General features: G+C 38.8%; 14 protein-coding genes. 6 read left to right on the top strand and 8 right to left on the bottom strand.

Annotated features, from left to right (window positions below; translation table 11 throughout):
* Positions 1–99: 99 nt before the first annotated feature.
* The 3 genes from RS893_RS22350 to RS893_RS22360 form a co-directional block, all read right to left on the bottom strand.
* Complete coding sequence (locus RS893_RS22350) at positions 100–825, bottom strand: manganese efflux pump (RefSeq protein ID WP_315787888.1); 726 nt, start codon at positions 823–825, stop codon at positions 100–102.
* 119 nt (positions 826–944) lie between these two features.
* Positions 945–1610 (bottom strand): DUF1345 domain-containing protein, encoded by a 666-nt coding sequence (locus RS893_RS22355; protein ID WP_315787889.1) that lies wholly within the window; start codon positions 1608–1610, stop codon positions 945–947.
* Between the two features lie 76 nt (positions 1611–1686).
* On the bottom strand, positions 1687–2439 hold the full coding sequence (locus RS893_RS22360; RefSeq protein WP_315787890.1) for a DUF1345 domain-containing protein: 753 nt from the start codon (positions 2437–2439) through the stop codon (positions 1687–1689).
* Positions 2440–3517: 1078 nt separating this feature from the next.
* On the opposite strand from RS893_RS22360, the gene RS893_RS22365 reads away from it, so the two are divergent.
* Together RS893_RS22365 and RS893_RS22370 are read left to right on the top strand one after the other, a co-directional pair.
* Positions 3518–3829: a DUF5132 domain-containing protein gene (locus RS893_RS22365; protein ID WP_315787891.1), complete on the top strand. Its 312-nt coding sequence runs from the start codon at positions 3518–3520 to the stop codon at positions 3827–3829.
* A 794-nt stretch (positions 3830–4623) separates the two neighbouring features.
* Positions 4624–4824 carry a hypothetical protein gene (locus RS893_RS22370; RefSeq protein WP_315787892.1) on the top strand — a complete coding sequence of 67 codons (201 nt, stop codon included), beginning with the start codon at positions 4624–4626 and terminating at the stop codon, positions 4822–4824.
* On the opposite strand, the gene RS893_RS22375 is transcribed toward RS893_RS22370, so the two are convergent.
* Positions 4803–6785: an HMA2 domain-containing protein gene (locus RS893_RS22375; protein ID WP_315787893.1), complete on the bottom strand. Its 1983-nt coding sequence runs from the start codon at positions 6783–6785 to the stop codon at positions 4803–4805. The genes RS893_RS22370 and RS893_RS22375 overlap by 22 nt on opposite strands.
* 1085 nt (positions 6786–7870) lie before the next feature.
* Between RS893_RS22375 and cax the strand changes: the two genes are divergently transcribed.
* On the top strand, positions 7871–8953 hold the full coding sequence (gene cax, locus RS893_RS22380) for a calcium/proton exchanger (RefSeq protein WP_315787894.1): 1083 nt from the start codon (positions 7871–7873) through the stop codon (positions 8951–8953).
* A gap of 42 nt (positions 8954–8995) precedes the next feature.
* Complete coding sequence (locus RS893_RS22385) at positions 8996–9955, top strand: hypothetical protein (RefSeq protein WP_315787895.1); 960 nt, start codon at positions 8996–8998, stop codon at positions 9953–9955.
* Between the two features lie 251 nt (positions 9956–10206).
* On the opposite strand, the gene RS893_RS22390 is transcribed toward RS893_RS22385, so the two are convergent.
* From RS893_RS22390 to RS893_RS22405, 4 genes are all read right to left on the bottom strand, one after another.
* Entirely contained in the window at positions 10207–11775 is a 1569-nt protein-coding gene (locus RS893_RS22390) for a polysaccharide biosynthesis protein (protein ID WP_315787896.1), read from the bottom strand.
* Between the two features lie 656 nt (positions 11776–12431).
* Positions 12432–12881 carry a DMT family transporter gene (locus RS893_RS22395; RefSeq protein WP_315787897.1) on the bottom strand — a complete coding sequence of 150 codons (450 nt, stop codon included), beginning with the start codon at positions 12879–12881 and terminating at the stop codon, positions 12432–12434.
* 149 nt (positions 12882–13030) lie between these two features.
* Positions 13031–14599, bottom strand: a complete 1569-nt coding sequence (ggt, locus tag RS893_RS22400) for a gamma-glutamyltransferase (protein WP_315787898.1) — start codon at positions 14597–14599, stop codon at positions 13031–13033.
* A 104-nt stretch (positions 14600–14703) separates the two neighbouring features.
* Entirely contained in the window at positions 14704–14922 is a 219-nt protein-coding gene (locus RS893_RS22405) for a CopG family transcriptional regulator (RefSeq protein ID WP_315787899.1), read from the bottom strand.
* Positions 14923–15117: 195 nt separating this feature from the next.
* Between RS893_RS22405 and RS893_RS22410 the strand changes: the two genes are divergently transcribed.
* Complete coding sequence (locus tag RS893_RS22410; protein WP_315787900.1) at positions 15118–15324, top strand: hypothetical protein; 207 nt, start codon at positions 15118–15120, stop codon at positions 15322–15324.
* Positions 15325–15737: 413 nt separating this feature from the next.
* Positions 15738–16421 carry a hypothetical protein gene (locus tag RS893_RS22415; RefSeq protein ID WP_315787901.1) on the top strand — a complete coding sequence of 228 codons (684 nt, stop codon included), beginning with the start codon at positions 15738–15740 and terminating at the stop codon, positions 16419–16421.
* Positions 16422–16455: the final 34 nt, after the last annotated feature.

Raw genomic sequence — 16455 nt, forward strand, 5'->3', positions numbered from 1 at the left:
TTTGGATTTTAGATTTTGGATTAAAACCATTGATTAATAAGCTATTCCAGAATCTTGAAACAAGACTCCCGCGTGCCTATTTGGTATTACTAACCTCTTTCAAACAACAAAGTATTCGTATATTCCTGTAGCAATCATCAGGAATCCAGAAAGAGTTCCAGCCCACAACCCAGGTAGTCTTGTAGTAAAGCGATCGCCTAAAACATATCCTCCCATAATTGCTAAAACGCTAAATATAAAGGTAAGAAGTGTCATAACCATCAAATTAACATCGGAAATCCCAGCACCAATACCACTACCTAGATTATTGAATGTTAAACCAAATGCTAGGGCTATTGACTCTCGAACATCAATGTAACCCGATTTATCTATATCGGCTTTTGCAGGGTTTTCTATATATGTTGCATAGGAAAACTCACGAATAATTTCTTGAGAAAATTCCTCTGTCATAATTGTTGGAGATTGTTCCATCACAGCCCTGGAAGAAGGTGAAGAAAATCTCGTTGTAATAGGTATTTGCGTCTGTTGCATTCTCAAGAGCATTTTCATCTTTTTTCGCTCTCTTTTTAATGTTTCCCTAATTACCCAAACTCCAATACCTACGAGAACAGTACTACCTATAATGTTGGCAACACTTATATTTAAACTTTTACTGATATCTTCCCCAACCGATGTGGCAAGATAAGTACCTAAAGCAGAAATAAAGGCAATAAATAGATTTGTAGATAAACCTATTTTGATGTTTTTGAAACCATAGGCAATTCCTACTGCTAAGTTATCTATATTTGCAGAAATACCTAGCAAAAAAGCTGATATAAGATGCATAATAAATTCTCCTATACAGGTTAGGGAACAAAATTACTGTCTTGAAAAAAGGGAATAGGGAAAGAAATATTTTCATTCTCTCTTCTGGATGCAAGCCTCCTTACAGAAGAGCATTGAGTTCAAAACAACCCGGAAACTATGCTTACTGTTAAGGCGATTACTACGCTGTAGAAAAAAAATGACATAATTGTATGCCCTAGTGCTAACCGTCGCATAGCAGACGAGGTAATTTGTGTGTCGGATGTTTGAGACGTCATGCCAAGAGTGAACGTAAAATAGAGAAAGTCTAAATAGCACGGAAGTTCTACATTAGAAAATTCTAAGCCTCCCATTGCTTCCCCTTGAGGACTTAAGTCATTGCTGCGGTAATAGAATGCCGCGTAATTCAATGCGAACATTGTCTGTATTAGAACCCAGGAACTAAAAATTGCCATACTAGACAATCCAACAGAGAGGGTAAAGGAATCCTTATGTTTCGCTAACACGAGTGCGATCGCAAACAGACTACTAAAGGCAACACATACAACTAGTAGAAAAACTGCAAGATGATCGGCTTCCTGGCGTTGGGCACGATCGCGAGTTTTACCAGGAGTCGCATCAAACATCATAAACCAAGCTAAGGCTACAAAGCAGAGAACTCCAGCACTCCAAGCTGAAAGAATGCGTACTTCTATAGTGAAATACGGCATGAGCAAAAAAACCAAAGCAGCTAACCACAAAGACATAATTGTGCGGTGTTTTGGGCTTAGGTTTTTACAAGTCATGAGTAAAGAAACGATATTCATAACCTACTTTTGACCAGATGTTATAAATAACTGATACAAGGTAGCAAGTATTATTTTTGCGATCAAAAATATCAGTCTAAATCAATCCAGAGACAACGTTAACGCTAGAAGCCAATATCACCATATAGAAAAGAAACGAGACTACTGCGTGTCCTAAAGCCAATAGTCGCATTGGCAAAGATGTAATTGATACGTCAGAGGTTTGGGCAGTCATGCCGATAGTGAAAGAAAAATACATAAAATCCCAAAAATCAGGCTCTTCTTCACCAGGAAAGTCTAACCCCTTTGCGTATTCTTCTCCCTGAAGCATTAGTTCTCGGTGGTAGTAGCAAGTAGCGTAGTGGAGTGCAAACACAGTATGCGTTAAAAACCAAGAACAAAGCACTGCTATCAAAGACAAACTGACTTCCAGGACAAAAGCAGAAGTTGGTATGTTTTGATTGTTTGTCTCCATCAGCCCAATGGCAAAGATACTAGTGCAAGCAGTAATTATAACCAAGATAAAAGTTACTGAATGTTGTGCTTCTTTGCCTTGAGCAAGATAGTAAGTTTTTTGAGGAGTAGCGCTATTTGCCATTAACACAAACAGCATTAAAAAACAAAGAATGCCACAGATCCAAGCAGCAAGGATTTGAATATCTAGGTGCATAAAGTCTGGCATAACTATAAAGGCTGCCATCCCCATCATTATTGATACTCCTAAACGACTGCGTGAATCTAAGTTCTTGAGTAAGCTGAGTAGAATTGCTAGTCTGCTTTGCCCCACAAACAGAAACTGAAGGGCTTTAACTTTACTAGTATTAGCTTTATTTCTTGATAAACTTTTCATAGTTTTTTAGAGGTTAAAGGTTAGGAGCAATTGGGGGCTTTAACCCAACCTGAACAAGCTAGAACAAGCTCGAAATCCAAAATTTCTCTTTGCTTAATGAAATCAGCTTTGTTTAGCAACTAATTCAAATTAACTAGAAGACAGCAAAGTATTTTGTGCGTCAACAGTTTGTAAGAGTCCTTTACGCCGCTAGATCATTTATCTATGATTGATGGCTCATACAAAAACCTAGTTGAATAGTACTGACAAACCAAGAACGCTCAAGCACTTATCAACTTCAAAACAATTTTTGTAGATATTTTATATTTTAGTAGTATATACACAACAGTAATCAGTGTAAAGAATTTAAGCTGCTCGATCTTAAATTAATTAAGGGAAATAGATATTACCCTATTGCTTGCTTGACTCTACTGTAAAGAATATTTACTACGGCTATTTGCTTGTAATGAGTCACAAGTTCCACAACCAGCCGCAAAATATAATCTCTACAAATAAAGCTACTGATTGCTCATTAAGTTTGTAAAAGCACAAAATATTAAGCCTCTACACTGAAAACACGAAATTTCAGCAGATAATTTCCATCAAGTGTCTCTTAGAATTACTAATAGCTAATGGCTAATAGTAACTAGCAATTGACTACTAACAACTTCAATCAATATTTTTCCTGATTTATCTGCATACTTATCTGTAATTAATTATGAGTAAGTTTGATCGGAAACTGAGATTCCAAAGCTATAAAAAATACAATTATTTGCTAAAAGTAAAACAAATATTTCATCATGTCTACTTTTATAACAAAAACTTAATGTTGTTTCTAGTACCTTCTTTTCCTGATACGATGTAATATGAAATCACATAGGTGGAAACATTTAGAAAGTTTCGCTACCTGTTTTTCTACAGTTTTTACTCTCACTAACTAGCCTTCTTGTAATTGCTTGATGTAGCTATTGAAGATTCGTTTCTGCATTTTTCATTAATTATTTGAGGTGACATACCTTCACAACTTAGATTCGAGTTGTCTAAATAGCTGCAACTTGAAGCAAGCGGGTTTTTCTATGATTTTGGAGGTAAAGTAAATATGGAATTTGAGGCTCTTTTGCTAGGTCTTGAACCAATGACTGCTGCTGTCATTGGAGTTGGAGCATTGGTTTTAGTACCTGTTGTTAGTGCTCTTGATTCTGCAACTGGTCACAATGTTTCTGAGTCTGCAAGGGGTGCAGCAAAAACAGGATTGATTTGGACTTTTGAAGCCATTGATAAGGCTCAATCTACTTTCGCTGAAGCTAGCGAATCCTTCAAGGATTTAGTTGCTGAAGCAAAAGCAGAGCGTTCATCTTCCAAAAACGGAACTAGCGACAGTAGTACTCCCCGTGAGGTAACTATCGGTTAATCTCTGTAAGGCATGGAGGTGAACAGCTAACGTCTTGCTAGAGACTGATAACCTCTTGGTGGTTGTCAGTCTTTATTTACCAGTCTACTGGTGGTCTGGCAACCTAACTAGTTTGCGTTGCCTTGCCAGAGTACTAGTAATCCTGAAATAAATTTTGCTAAGAATTGCCAAGAGTGCAATTTCCGAATCTATCCAACCTGTCGGCTTCACCAGTCACCTTAATTTTCACCACTTACAGCACTTTGCATCTAGATGGAGTAACACCCCTCTCTAATCCTCCCTGCAAATGGGGAGGGTGCGCTTAGCGCGGGTGGGTTTCTTCTGTACCTCATTCAGATGAATTCTGCTGTATATACTTGCTTATCTCTGCATACTTAAGGGTGAAGCTAGTCCGTCATGTCTAAGTCGCAGCCTTGTGTATAATTGCAATCTTATACAACTTGCTGCATACCACTAAAAACGGTGTTGCAGAGAAAGCGACTTAATAATTAAAACCCCACCCCGCCTTCGGCGTCCCTGTCATCAAGGAGAGGGATAGGGGTGAGGTTAAGCGGGAATTATAAGTAATCATGGAAACTTGATATTACATCAGGTCCGGCTAATTACTTACGATATGGTTGGTCTTGTTGGTAATTAGTAGTTAGTAATTGGTAGTTGGTTTTTCCCATTACCTATTACCCATTACCAATTACCGGCCTTCACAGATATGATAAGTCTTCAAACGGACATGATATTACTTCTCCTAATTTTTAATCAGGAGAGAAAAGCCTTCCCTCTACCGGAGATTTTTTACCATGCTCAAATATCCAGAGTTCTTTGACTTACGCAAGTTAGCGATTACCCTTGCGATTGGCCCATTTGCTTTTCTTATGCTAGTCATTCTCACTGACTTATCAGCTCATCTGTTTGTGACTCAACAAACAGCAGATGCAAGATGTGCAAATGCATATTCTCAAGAGAATCCTACAAAACTTCAAGCGAGTGAATGTCGGTAGCGCTTTGCTACTGGATCAAAATCCCATGCTATTCCTTCTGGATCTTTAGCCTGAGTCCATATAGGAAACTCAGGCTTTAATCTTTTGCTGGTAAGAGACTGAGATGATACTCCCAAGCGCTTTGCCAATTCACCTTGTTTGAGTGCTTTACCATTTGATGCAACACTTCCCTGACTGATTCTTTGAGAACTGCTTCTTAGAGGAGGTAAGAAGTTTGTCTCAAAAAGTGGACGTGAACCATTCAAGAATTCAGCTATAAAGGCTGTACCATTATTTACAATTACGTTGTACACAGGATTTACACCCAACACCATTCCACCGCCTATTTGCATAAAGAGGTTGGGAATGACAATGGTTGCAGTGTTTTCGTAGATTGTTTCCATTGCTCGCTTGGCGATCGCAATGGCATGTGTGACTCCGCGTAAGTCATCTTCTAAAATGACAACATCAGTTGTCCGATGGGGAATCTCACTCGTCTTAGCAAACGAAATAGAGACATTAGCATGAGCAAGCCGTACTGCATCATCATCCTCATCTCCCACGAAAGCCACTATCTTACCTTGGTGCTGCAACCCACGAATCAGATTGATTTTTTGGGTTAGAGGAACTTCTGCACAAACCTGGTGGGAATGAATTCCTAACCCAGTTGCAATATCAAAAGCCATTGATTCAGGAGCATTACAAACCAAGTAAATATCTATGTTTTGACTCTGGAGAATAGCAATAGCTTCTATAGTCTCAGGAGAATCTAGAGCTAGTATGTCAAGATCAAAGACAATCGCATTAATTTGCGCTAATGCTTCCAAAATGCCACCACTGCGAATGTAGATTCCATGTCGCACAGCATAGATCAGTGCTTGCAGAACTGTTGTTGAAAGCGAAATGGGAATACCACTGCCAAAATCAAATTGGTAGGGTGAGATAGCAGCACCAATATTACCTGTCATGAGATAGATAGTGCCACCTAAAGCTAGAGTCGGGAAAATTGCGTTTCTTACAAATTCTGCTTGCAAAGCACCAATTTTTGTATCATGAACAGGCGCTAATTCCGCGAGAAAAGCAGCTAAGCCAGCACGGGTGTTAAGTCCAATTCTTTTCACCAAAACACATAACTCACCTTCAAGCAATATTGTAGAGGCATAGACATCGTGTCCTTGGGAACATACAACAGGTGTAGAGCTACCTGTCAAATTCTGGGTATCGATTAAACCATAACCATAAACAACGATCCCATCTACCAAAATCATTTCGCCTGATTTAATGATGATGCGATCGCCTTGGTGTAAATTGCTGATATGGACACGTCGTTCCTCTCCATCTAACTCTACCCAAACATATTGATCTAATTCATTCAACACATTCAAAGATAGTTCTTCTCTAGTTTCGGTTGTATTCCCCCTGAGGGTTCTTCTCACTTCTACTAAAACTGTCTTGAGTGCAGGTGCAATAAATTGACCTTGGACAGTCTGCATAGTCATCCATGCTGAATCGAGTAGATCAATATTCGGCTGACGTTGATTGATCAGACTATCAGCAGCACGGTTCAACCAAGGTGTAGCTGCGCCAGCAATTGCTAAAACCAAAAGCAATGGTGGTAACTCCAAAGGAGCTGCTAGCAAAGCCAAACTTAGACTGAGGAAAGGAAATCCTAAATCCTTCCATTGATTAACTTCCGGTTTAAGGTCTTCTCCTTCAGGTAGAGATTCTGTAAAAGTAATTTCAACACAGTCTAGAGCAGTCTGGATACAGACAACAAACTTTTCTAGAGCCGTTGTGCTGCAAACATCATCTTGATAGCTGACAATTAGTGAACTTGCTTGTGCATTAATACGAACCTCACTCACAAATGACAACGATTCAACTAGCGCCTTGAGTTTGCTAGCAAAGTCTGAATCATGAGCAAGTTGAGGTATACGAATACGATAACGTCCAAAAGTAGAGTGAATGACCTGATAGCTCATTACATCGAGAGAATCTAAATGAAAGGGTTTTAAATCTCATATTAATCAACATCATAAGCTACAACTCAAACAAGTAAAAAGCTTTTGTTGTAAAAGTATGTGAGAATTGCTCAGTAAAGTTAAGTTGTTTTTCTTTTATATTTCTTCTGTATCTTTACAGATCATCAATCACCCTTTCAAAAAATTTTACGTATATCCTCGAATTATTTCCTTCTCCTGCGATATTCAGCTAAAATAGCCCTTCTTTCGATAGTAAATTCCTCCACTATCAATAATGTCATTCCAAATAAAATCACAAAACCAAGAATAGAAACTAATAAAAGATTATCCATAAAACTTACTTCTCAAATAGCTCTCTACTTTCATAGCGTATATAAAAAAAAATTATACTTACTCTTTCTATTTGGGTAATACCTACTATCCAAAAGGTATAATTTCCACAAACATTTGAAAAGATGACTCAGACAAAGGTTATACCAATTTGAAAAAAGAATACAACACATGGATTATATAAGACCCCACCCCAACCCTCCCCTTTCCAAGGGGAGGGTGCTGTTAGGCGGGTGGGGTTATCCGTCGCAAACATTATTTGAATTGGTATTAGAAACCGTTTTAACTCATGGCGTGCTTTGGATTCAAAACTTGAGTTTCGACCTTGGTGCAAGATATAAGACTTGGTAACTTTGTGTCTTAGTGGTTAATACATAGAAATTTTTCACCACTAAGACACTAAGAAAACTATTTTTTGAAGGTTACACCTAGTATAGGGCTACCCGTTTTCTATTCCCTAATACCATATTTGTGTATGTTAAATATAATTAATTTTTCAATGAAAAGATTTTAAATGTGATAATTTTTCTTTAGGCAAGCTATTATCTCAGTCATTTAAAATATTGTCAAATAGGCTTTACTACGGCAACCGTAATTAATAGTTTGTCGCAGCATTTAAGCAGGTATTTAAGACTATTCTGAGTATACACAAATACACTCTAACAGTTGGATAATAGTTTTTATCCTTGAGCCAAATCGTATTGGGATAGGAGTAATTAACAACAGAGAACTTTTTTTACTTAGGAGTCTTAAAAATGACTCAAAAACAGGTAATTCTGCTACGCATGTTGGTTTTTGTGCCATTTGCATTCATCGCAGAATGGCTAAATTTTCCCTCGATAGTTGTTTTTATTGCCTGTGGCTTGGCAATCATTCCCTTAGCAGCATTTATTGCTGACTCTACAGAAGCGATCGCTGAAGTTATCGGCCCATCCTTGGGGGGTTTGCTTAACTCTACTTTTGGCAACGCTACAGAGTTAATCATCGCGATTGTTGCACTTCGAGCCGGACTAGTAGATGTAGTCAAAGCTAGTATTACAGGTACAATCGTTGCCAATCTTCTTTTGGCACTAGGAGCAGCAATTCTGTTAGGAGGATTGCGGTTTAAAGAGCAAAGCTTTCAACCAACTGTTGCTCGTATCAACGCTTCTTCGTTGAATTTAGCATTAGTAGTACTGCTTTCACCAACTGCTATTAATTTCACTTCCACAGGCTTGCAACCTGCAACAATTAATCATTTTTCGATTGTTGCTGCTTTCTTGTTGTTATTTTTCTATGGATTGACCTTGGTCTTTTCCATGAAAACCCACAAATCTATTTATCAACTTAGAGATTTAGAACAGACTGACCCAGATGCAGTTGAATCTGACAAACATAAGACTGGGTTATGGAAGTCAGTAGGAATTCTGCTCATTTGCACGATTGTTCTGGTCTTTGTATCTGATACTCTAGTAGCAAGCCTACAAGAAGCAATTTCTACATTAGGTCTAACTGATCTTTTTACAGGCGTCATTCTCATTCCTATTTTTGGAGGAGCAGTAGAGTATATCACTGCTGCCACCTTTGCAATGAAAAATAAAATGGATTTGGCAGTGGCAGTGGCAATGGGATCGAGCTTGCAAATAGCCATGTTTGTTGCTCCTGTGTTGGTCTTGGTGGGTCAGTTAATGGGGCAATCAATGAATTTAGACTTCAACCCCTTTGAAGTACTGGCAGTGGCGATCGCAGTTTTGATTACTAACTCCATCAGCACTGATGGAAAATCTAATTGGTTAGAAGGAGCTTTGCTTCTCATTACCTATGCTGTTGTTGGCACAGCATTCTACTTTCACCCTTAGATAGGGTTAAATCTTCCATCCTAATTTTTTGAGGTTATTTCCATGTCAAGTGAAGCAATCATCAAAGCTCAATTCTCAGACATTGAAGTCAAAGCAGAGGTAATTGAAGTTTGTCCCCAATCTTCTAGTATTCAGTTAGCTAGAATTTCGACTCATAAAGCTCCTTGTTTAGGATTTTTTGCTACAGTTGCGAATGGAATCGGACAAGCAATCAGCGATGCAGCATTCCAAACGGGAAAAGTTGTGACTGAAACTACAGCAGGCATGGCAGAAGTAATTAATGACATGGCATACCAGGCTGGAAAAACGGTTCTGCAAACTGCTGCTAATGTTGGAGATGTTCTTGATAGCGTTACACCTTCTGGTTTACCATACTTGTCTGCAACAGCCAACAATATGGGTGAAGCGATTGGAAGTGCTGCTTTCTTGACTGGAAAAATGATGGCAGGAACAACTGCTAGTTTTGGCGAAGCGATCGGGAATGCTACCACCCAAGCAGGTCAAGCTGTTGCTCAGACAGTATCCGAAGTCATAGAAAATATTCCCTCTCCTGCATCCAAGACCACGATGCAAGAACTTGGAGGCAGCTTGATTGGAGCTACTGTTGGAGAAACAGTAGGAGGAACAGTTGGAGCAGTTGTAGCTGGGATAGCAATGGGACCAGCAGGCGCGATTGTTGGTACTCAAGTAGGCAGTGTAGTTGGTTTTACTATTGGAGCGCAGCTTGGAGAGGATACAGTGCGGCAAGCCAATCAGATCACTCAGAAAAATTCTGCAACTGTTTCTAATGTAAAACCATTGTCTTCTCAACAGCAAAAAGGAAGTTGGTTAGGTAATACAGCCTGTGATTTCTTAGGTGAAACTGGTACAGCTGTTATTGGTGGAGTGATTGGGAGTACAGTTCTAGGGCCAAAAGGCAAAGAAGTTGGCAAAAAAATTGGCATGGTTGTAGGCAGACGAACAGACTGGAATCCTAATACAAAAACTACGAATCCCCACTAATAAGTAGTTAAGGGACTTTCAGAGAAAAAATTTACAGTTAACAAAAATGATAATTATTTTGAAGGGTTGTAGGGCTAATTCATTGTCAAAAGAGAAAAAAGCAGGTAGAGATCATGACATAAAAATCAAAGAGTGTTGGTCAATGAGCGATAACCTCTGATTAAGAGGAAACAGGTAATCCCCATAATTAAAATTAGGGGATTTCACTAAGGACACCTGATGATATCGACAATTTTCAATACCACCCTTTATCAGCCCTTAAGCTCTCTTAAATTTCGAGAAACTGCCTGTAGATACGCAATCTCTTCTGCAATAGAAGATAAGTTTGCAAGTATCTCAATTAACTCATCAAATGTATTCAGAGTCATTTGGGCGTTGATCAAAATCTCTTTGTTTAGTCTTCCATACAAACCTTGAACTAATAGTTCCAGAATGTCTCGATAGACATGTATAGAAATTCCTTCTGCTAATAAAGATTTTGAGTTAACCCCCCATTTTAAAATTTTTAAGAGTGTTTGGGGAGATGCTTGAGAAAAAATGGAACTAGCTACCTCTTCTACTGCTTTTCCCAAAGATTGTTTTATTTGAATCTCTGGCAAGAAAGGTACATCTACCAAGGTTTGTAAAACAGCTAAATATTTAGACAGTAGTTGTGGAGAAAAGGGTGCCATTTCTCCAATAAATATATCTCCATAATCGTCGATGAACTGTGGTTCCAATACATTAGCTAGGAGATTAATTTCTGTTGGTTTACTCCAATCAATATGACCAAGAAAAAAATACTCTTCATATCCTGGTATCAAACCTTGAAAATAAATTGGAAGCTGTTTGCCAGATTGAAGTATTTTATATAGTGCTACTTCTAAAGTTTCTGTAGGCCAGCCTAGATTACGTACTGTAATAAATCGTAAGCTACCAGGCTGAGATAATACGATGGCATTCAGTAATAAGTGTACAGCTTCGCTAACATTTTGAGCCGTTACATAACGAGCAGGAGCATGAACATTGACAATTCGATTTTGCTGGATATTATCGTCTATTTGCTTACAAAACGAGCTGTTCTCCAGTATATGAGTAAAGCGTACCATTCCATAAATGACTTTGCCTTCAGACGCTGCTTGGGCAAATTGCCACTCACAAAATTTCTTCGAGGCTGCATAAACTTCAGTTGTGGAATACCTAGACGCCTTACCCGTTGAGGAGAAAATACATTGCTGCACTCGGTAATTTTCACAAAGTTGAATGATATTTTGCGTACCGAAGATACTAGTCGTAACTGTTTCTCGAATTTGAATCTCAGCAAGCCAAGGTAGGCGTTGGGCTGCTAAGTGGAAGACAATATCTGGCTTCTCAATGCCAAATATATGTGTGAGAGCATCATAATTGCGTACATCAGCTGCATATAGTGTAACTGATGCTTTCTGTTCTCCAATTGGTTTGAGTTCTAAAGAGTTAGAACATCGTGCTTTGTCTACAGAAACTACACGTCGTACACCAAGCTCAACAAGTTTATTTATTAGATGGCTACCGACGCAACCCTCACCTCCAGTTACAAGCACTACTTTTCCTTGAAGTTGTTTGCTAACTTCGGCTTGATATAGATGAATCCTACGTTCGTGTACGTCGGCGAAAGGATCTGCTTGCAATTTGCCTTCTGCCATATATGCTTGAATCAACTTTGCTGTGAGGGTCTGCAAAGTCGCAAGCACTCTAGGATCTTCAGGAGTGGTTGAACCAGGTGGCACTAATTGCTGTATGGTTCTAATAATTTCAGCTTTGTTGATACTACGCACTACTAACGAGTCAAACTTAGGTTTCAATTTCTTGACTCCACTTGTTGGTAAATATTATGGTTAAAATTTTTTTGCTTGAAAAATTTACTGAATTCTTTTGCAAAAAATTTGTTAGAGCGTAAATGTTGATTCTGTTAAGTCATGCTCGCAAGCACCTCAGATTAAAGATGAATTACCCTACTTACTGACATATTAAAGTAGATAGTGCGTCAAAACGATGTGGGTTTGGTAAAGTAGAGAATCAATTATCACTTTGCTTGAAATAAAGTGATTAATACCATTCACGAAAAATATCATACAGATAATCTTTAGACCACAATCCATGACACACCAGGCGCGATCGCACATTTTTATTTATGTGAAAAAAAGCCTAATTTGAACTTGAGCTTAGCTCTTAAAGTAGAGTTAAGAAGTAATAAAAAATGCATATACTGCAATTATGAAGCAAGAATTATATCAGCCTTTAATCTTATACCTACTAGGAAGTTTTTTAATTTATTACCTATTTGAAATCAGGATATATTAAAAGTAATGGTCGCAATTCAAGTATTACTTCTGGCGAATTTATAATTATTTCGATTCTTGCTGTCATGACAACAGTGATGCCTTAGAATAATCGCCTCATCAATTCTCTCAAAATATTCTCTTTTGACTTTTACCACCAGCACATGGTTAGAGGTTTGTCAGTGTTTTTGAATGAGGATGACTCCAATAAGCAATAATACCGTTCCCAAGACGCGAAAAGTACTCAGAGAAATCTGGGTAACACCAAATGCGCCAGTAGAATCCAAGATGAGTGCCGCAAGCATTTGTCCGGCAATCACCAAAGAAAAAACTGCCGTAGCACCTAAAATTGGGATCGCGATCAGGGACGCTACAAGGTAGTAAGCTGCAAAAACCCCACCGAACCAGGCCCATATTGGAAGAGAATTAAATGCAGGGATAGAGCCATGCTTCGTCGTTGGGCTGATCCATAATAGAGTCAGTGAAACCAAAGTTACGAACACTGAGATCATTGTGGTGAGAACCGTAGAGCCAGTTGAGGTTCGCAAACGTGCATTCCAAGCCATCTGAATTGTGAGCCCCGCTCCGCCGAGCGTGACCAAAAGAATGAGGACGAAGCGAGTAAACATGAGTAAAATTATTTCTACTGAAAAACGTATTGACAAAATTTACTTACTATAGTTTTGTTCTAAATAGCTAAGGATATTAATGTCATGAATTCTAAGAAATTTGAAATTTTAAGTATCCTCTCATACTGTCATAAATTCTTGCCAGTCCTTTAGCAAATGATCACTCCCACACCACTTCGACGAGAATCTCCCGCCGCCTCCATGACTCCAGTGGTTGTTTTTGAGACTGTATTCACACCACCAAAAAACATATTCTTTTGCTGCCATAAAATTAATTTTGTATCGTTGTCAAGTAGCAGGTTTGTCATATCTTTTTGCTGAAGACCTGGTTCAATATTAAAGATATTATTATCCCAGTGACACCGTGGACTTTCTACCGCTTCACAGACAGGCATTTGCCAATCAATTAAGTTAGAAATAACTTGGAAAATCGCCGTACGAATTCGCTTTGACCCGCCAGAGCCTAAAACGATTTCTGGCTTGCCATCTTTAAGTACAATCGTAGGCGACATCATTGAAGAAATTCTCTGGTTTTCTAGCCAAGTATGGAATCCCTGAGGATTTAAATCATCTTCGCCTAGCATATTATTAACCATAATTCCTGTTCCGGGAATGATGTAGCCACAACCTTCACCATGTGATGTTGTCACTGAAGCCGCATTGCCTTCACTATCTATGACACTAATATGGGTGGTACTACCCAATTTATTAACCATTCTTTTTAATTGTTGTTTGTAAGGTTGAAAATGTTCATGAGATAAAAAGTTTTGAGCAAGTTCGGGATGATAAATGTAGGCATCGTATCCATTTTTTCTAGCTTCATTTGTTAAACGCATTACAAGAGATAAAATTTGCAAATGATGAGGAGAACCAAACTCTATATTTGTGAAATCAATCGATGATAACAGTGCTAAGGAAAAAGCAATGAGGGTTCCACCGGAACTAGGAGGTGGGTTCGTCAATAATGTATGTCCTCGGTAATTAAACTCCAGAGGTTTCCTTTGTATAACTTGGTAATTTTTTAGGTCTTCTAGCGTCAAATAACCACCGCGATTCTGACAATCTTTAACAAGTTTTTCAGCTATTTCTCCTGAGTAGAAATATTCTGTTCCTCTAGCTGCTAACTCAGTCAAAGTTGCTGCGAAATCTTTCATGACTAAAATTTCACCAGTTGTTTTGAGTGTACCGTTTGGTGCATATATTCTTCTAGATTCATTAGATGCTAAAATAATCGGTTTAAGCATTTTTAAAATACATGCTTGAAACTCACTAATTTCTATACCATTTTGAGCATAATGAATCGCTGGTGAGGCTACTACATCAAAGGGCAATTTACCAAGTTTGTTATGAACCTCAAATACTCCCAGGATATTTCCCGGTACAGCCATTGCTCCTAGCCCAATATGAAAGCTTTGTACAGCATCGCCAAAATCAACTTCAACTGGGTAAAAATCAATCTCATGCAGTGATTTTTTTTGTAGTGGTGTTTGAGTAAAAAAATCAAATAAAATATTTTGATTTTCTTTGGAATGAGCTAACAAAAAACCACCACCACCTGCTGATGTCAGCATCGATTCTGCCACAAAAGATGCTAACATTGCAGCAATTGCGGCATCAAAAGCATTGCCACCCAATTCAAACATTTCTGCTCCTGCTTCGGCAGTTTTTTCATGTCCAGCAGCGATCACGCCATGAGTTTTTTGAAACATCGATTGCATCAAATTTTTTCTAGATTTTTGATTACGAGTAACAACCTAATGTTACAGTTTCTGAGAAGAGGGAGATGCTGTGCTGTTTGTTTAATCCTTCATTGGTTGAAGTTCTAGCTTGCTTGAGAAGTCTGCTGGCTAGCTAAATATAGGTCAATGGCTTCTCTGATTAAATCTGGCACCGTACATTTTTTCTGGTCAGCCAGATTTTTTAATTGACACTTCATATGAGGATGCATTAATACTTTCACTTGCTCTGATAGTGGTTCATCCCTGCCGTAATCAAAGCGATATTTTGTCCCAAAATCTGGATTGCCACCTGGTCGTGCCATTTGAAATGCCTAACTCAATGCCTAAATTATAGAGTGGTACTAATCTAAAGGAAAAAGTTAACGATTTTATTTGTACAGTAATTGCCTGGAATGGAGAATACACTACTTGCCAGAAGAATGTGAACAGATACAACAAGTGTGCGATTCCTTCTGTTTTTTGTACTACTATAATTAGTACATTAGTACAATTGCACTATGATAAACACCTTTAGAATTGGGCAGAAGGTTTACATCATAGAACCTCGAATGCCGCAATATGGTAAACGGGTTACAGTTCGCGGTAGTGCTGATAGCCGCAGCTTGGGCATGTTCTATGAGTGCACAGATGAGCAGGGTAATAGGTTGCTGTTGCGACCGGAGGAAATTTCTGCTGCTAAACCGCAATCAGTTCGGTACGGTTAGTTTCCGCTTTGCCCTTGGATGTGCGATCGCTCTCTCGGCGTTGCTGAATTTAGGGATGAAATAATTAAACCGCAAAGACGCAAAGTACGCGTAGACACGAAGCGGTGAGCCAGTGCGGTGGACTCTTTCCCCAGCATAAAGGAGCCACTGCTCCCTGGCTCAAATTCTTGCCTTACATAAATTTACGCCTATCAACGTCTAAAAAATAGCTTGCGATCGCCTAAAAAAGTACAGCTATTAACCTTAAGTGAACCAGATTGTGATATAAACAAAGTTGGTATACCAACAAAGTTTTTAGCAACTTAGATAGTTACTTTCTCTACCTTCTCTGTGCTTTCAACTAAAACTTAGCTAGCAGTATCCTTAGCAAAACATGCTCCTGATTTTTCTGTAATTCTACTAAGGTGTGTTGTATGCATTTTACTCATCGGATTGCTATTGTGTCCTTAACCCTATCGATACTTGGGTTATGGCAACCTACTTTAGCTGACCCAGGAAGCAATATTCCTTGGGAATCAGAAAATCAACCAGCACCTTGGGAAGAAAATGACTGTCGTGGTGGTGCCTCACAGATATTCCGCCTGGGTGGTGAAGTCAGCAATCCAACAATCTTTAACTTGCAAAAGCTCAAAAATTTGCAAGAGGATTTAAAGAATTTAAACCCATCTCTAGTTACCGAGGTTACTGTATCTTTTCAAACAGGATCGGGGCAGAGGACAGAAACATATTACGGAGTCCCCTTGTGGGAATTAATTAATAACGAGAACGCTACAGGACCACTAAAACCTGGTAATTCTGGCCCAAATACAAAAAACGCCTTCCTCCGACAGTACGTTCTTGTTGAAGCCACTGACTGTTATGGAGCAACTGTGGCTATTGGCGAAATTCACCCAAATTTTGAAGCTAAACAAGTGCTGGTTGCCTACGCAAAGAAAGCCAGCGATGGTAGTATCCAAGATCTAACTGATGAAGGATTTGCTCGTTTAGTGGTTCCTGGTGATCAAGCAGGAGGACGTTACGTTAGTAACGTTAGAAATATCCTAGTAGTGTCTGCTCCTACTTCCCCTTTAAAACCCAGATATTTTCGGCGACCTTGATCCACTATTGAGTGTGCAGATGTATTAGCAATTA

The sequence above is a fragment of the Fischerella sp. JS2 genome (assembly GCF_032393985.1).
Classification (GTDB): domain Bacteria; phylum Cyanobacteriota; class Cyanobacteriia; order Cyanobacteriales; family Nostocaceae; genus Fischerella.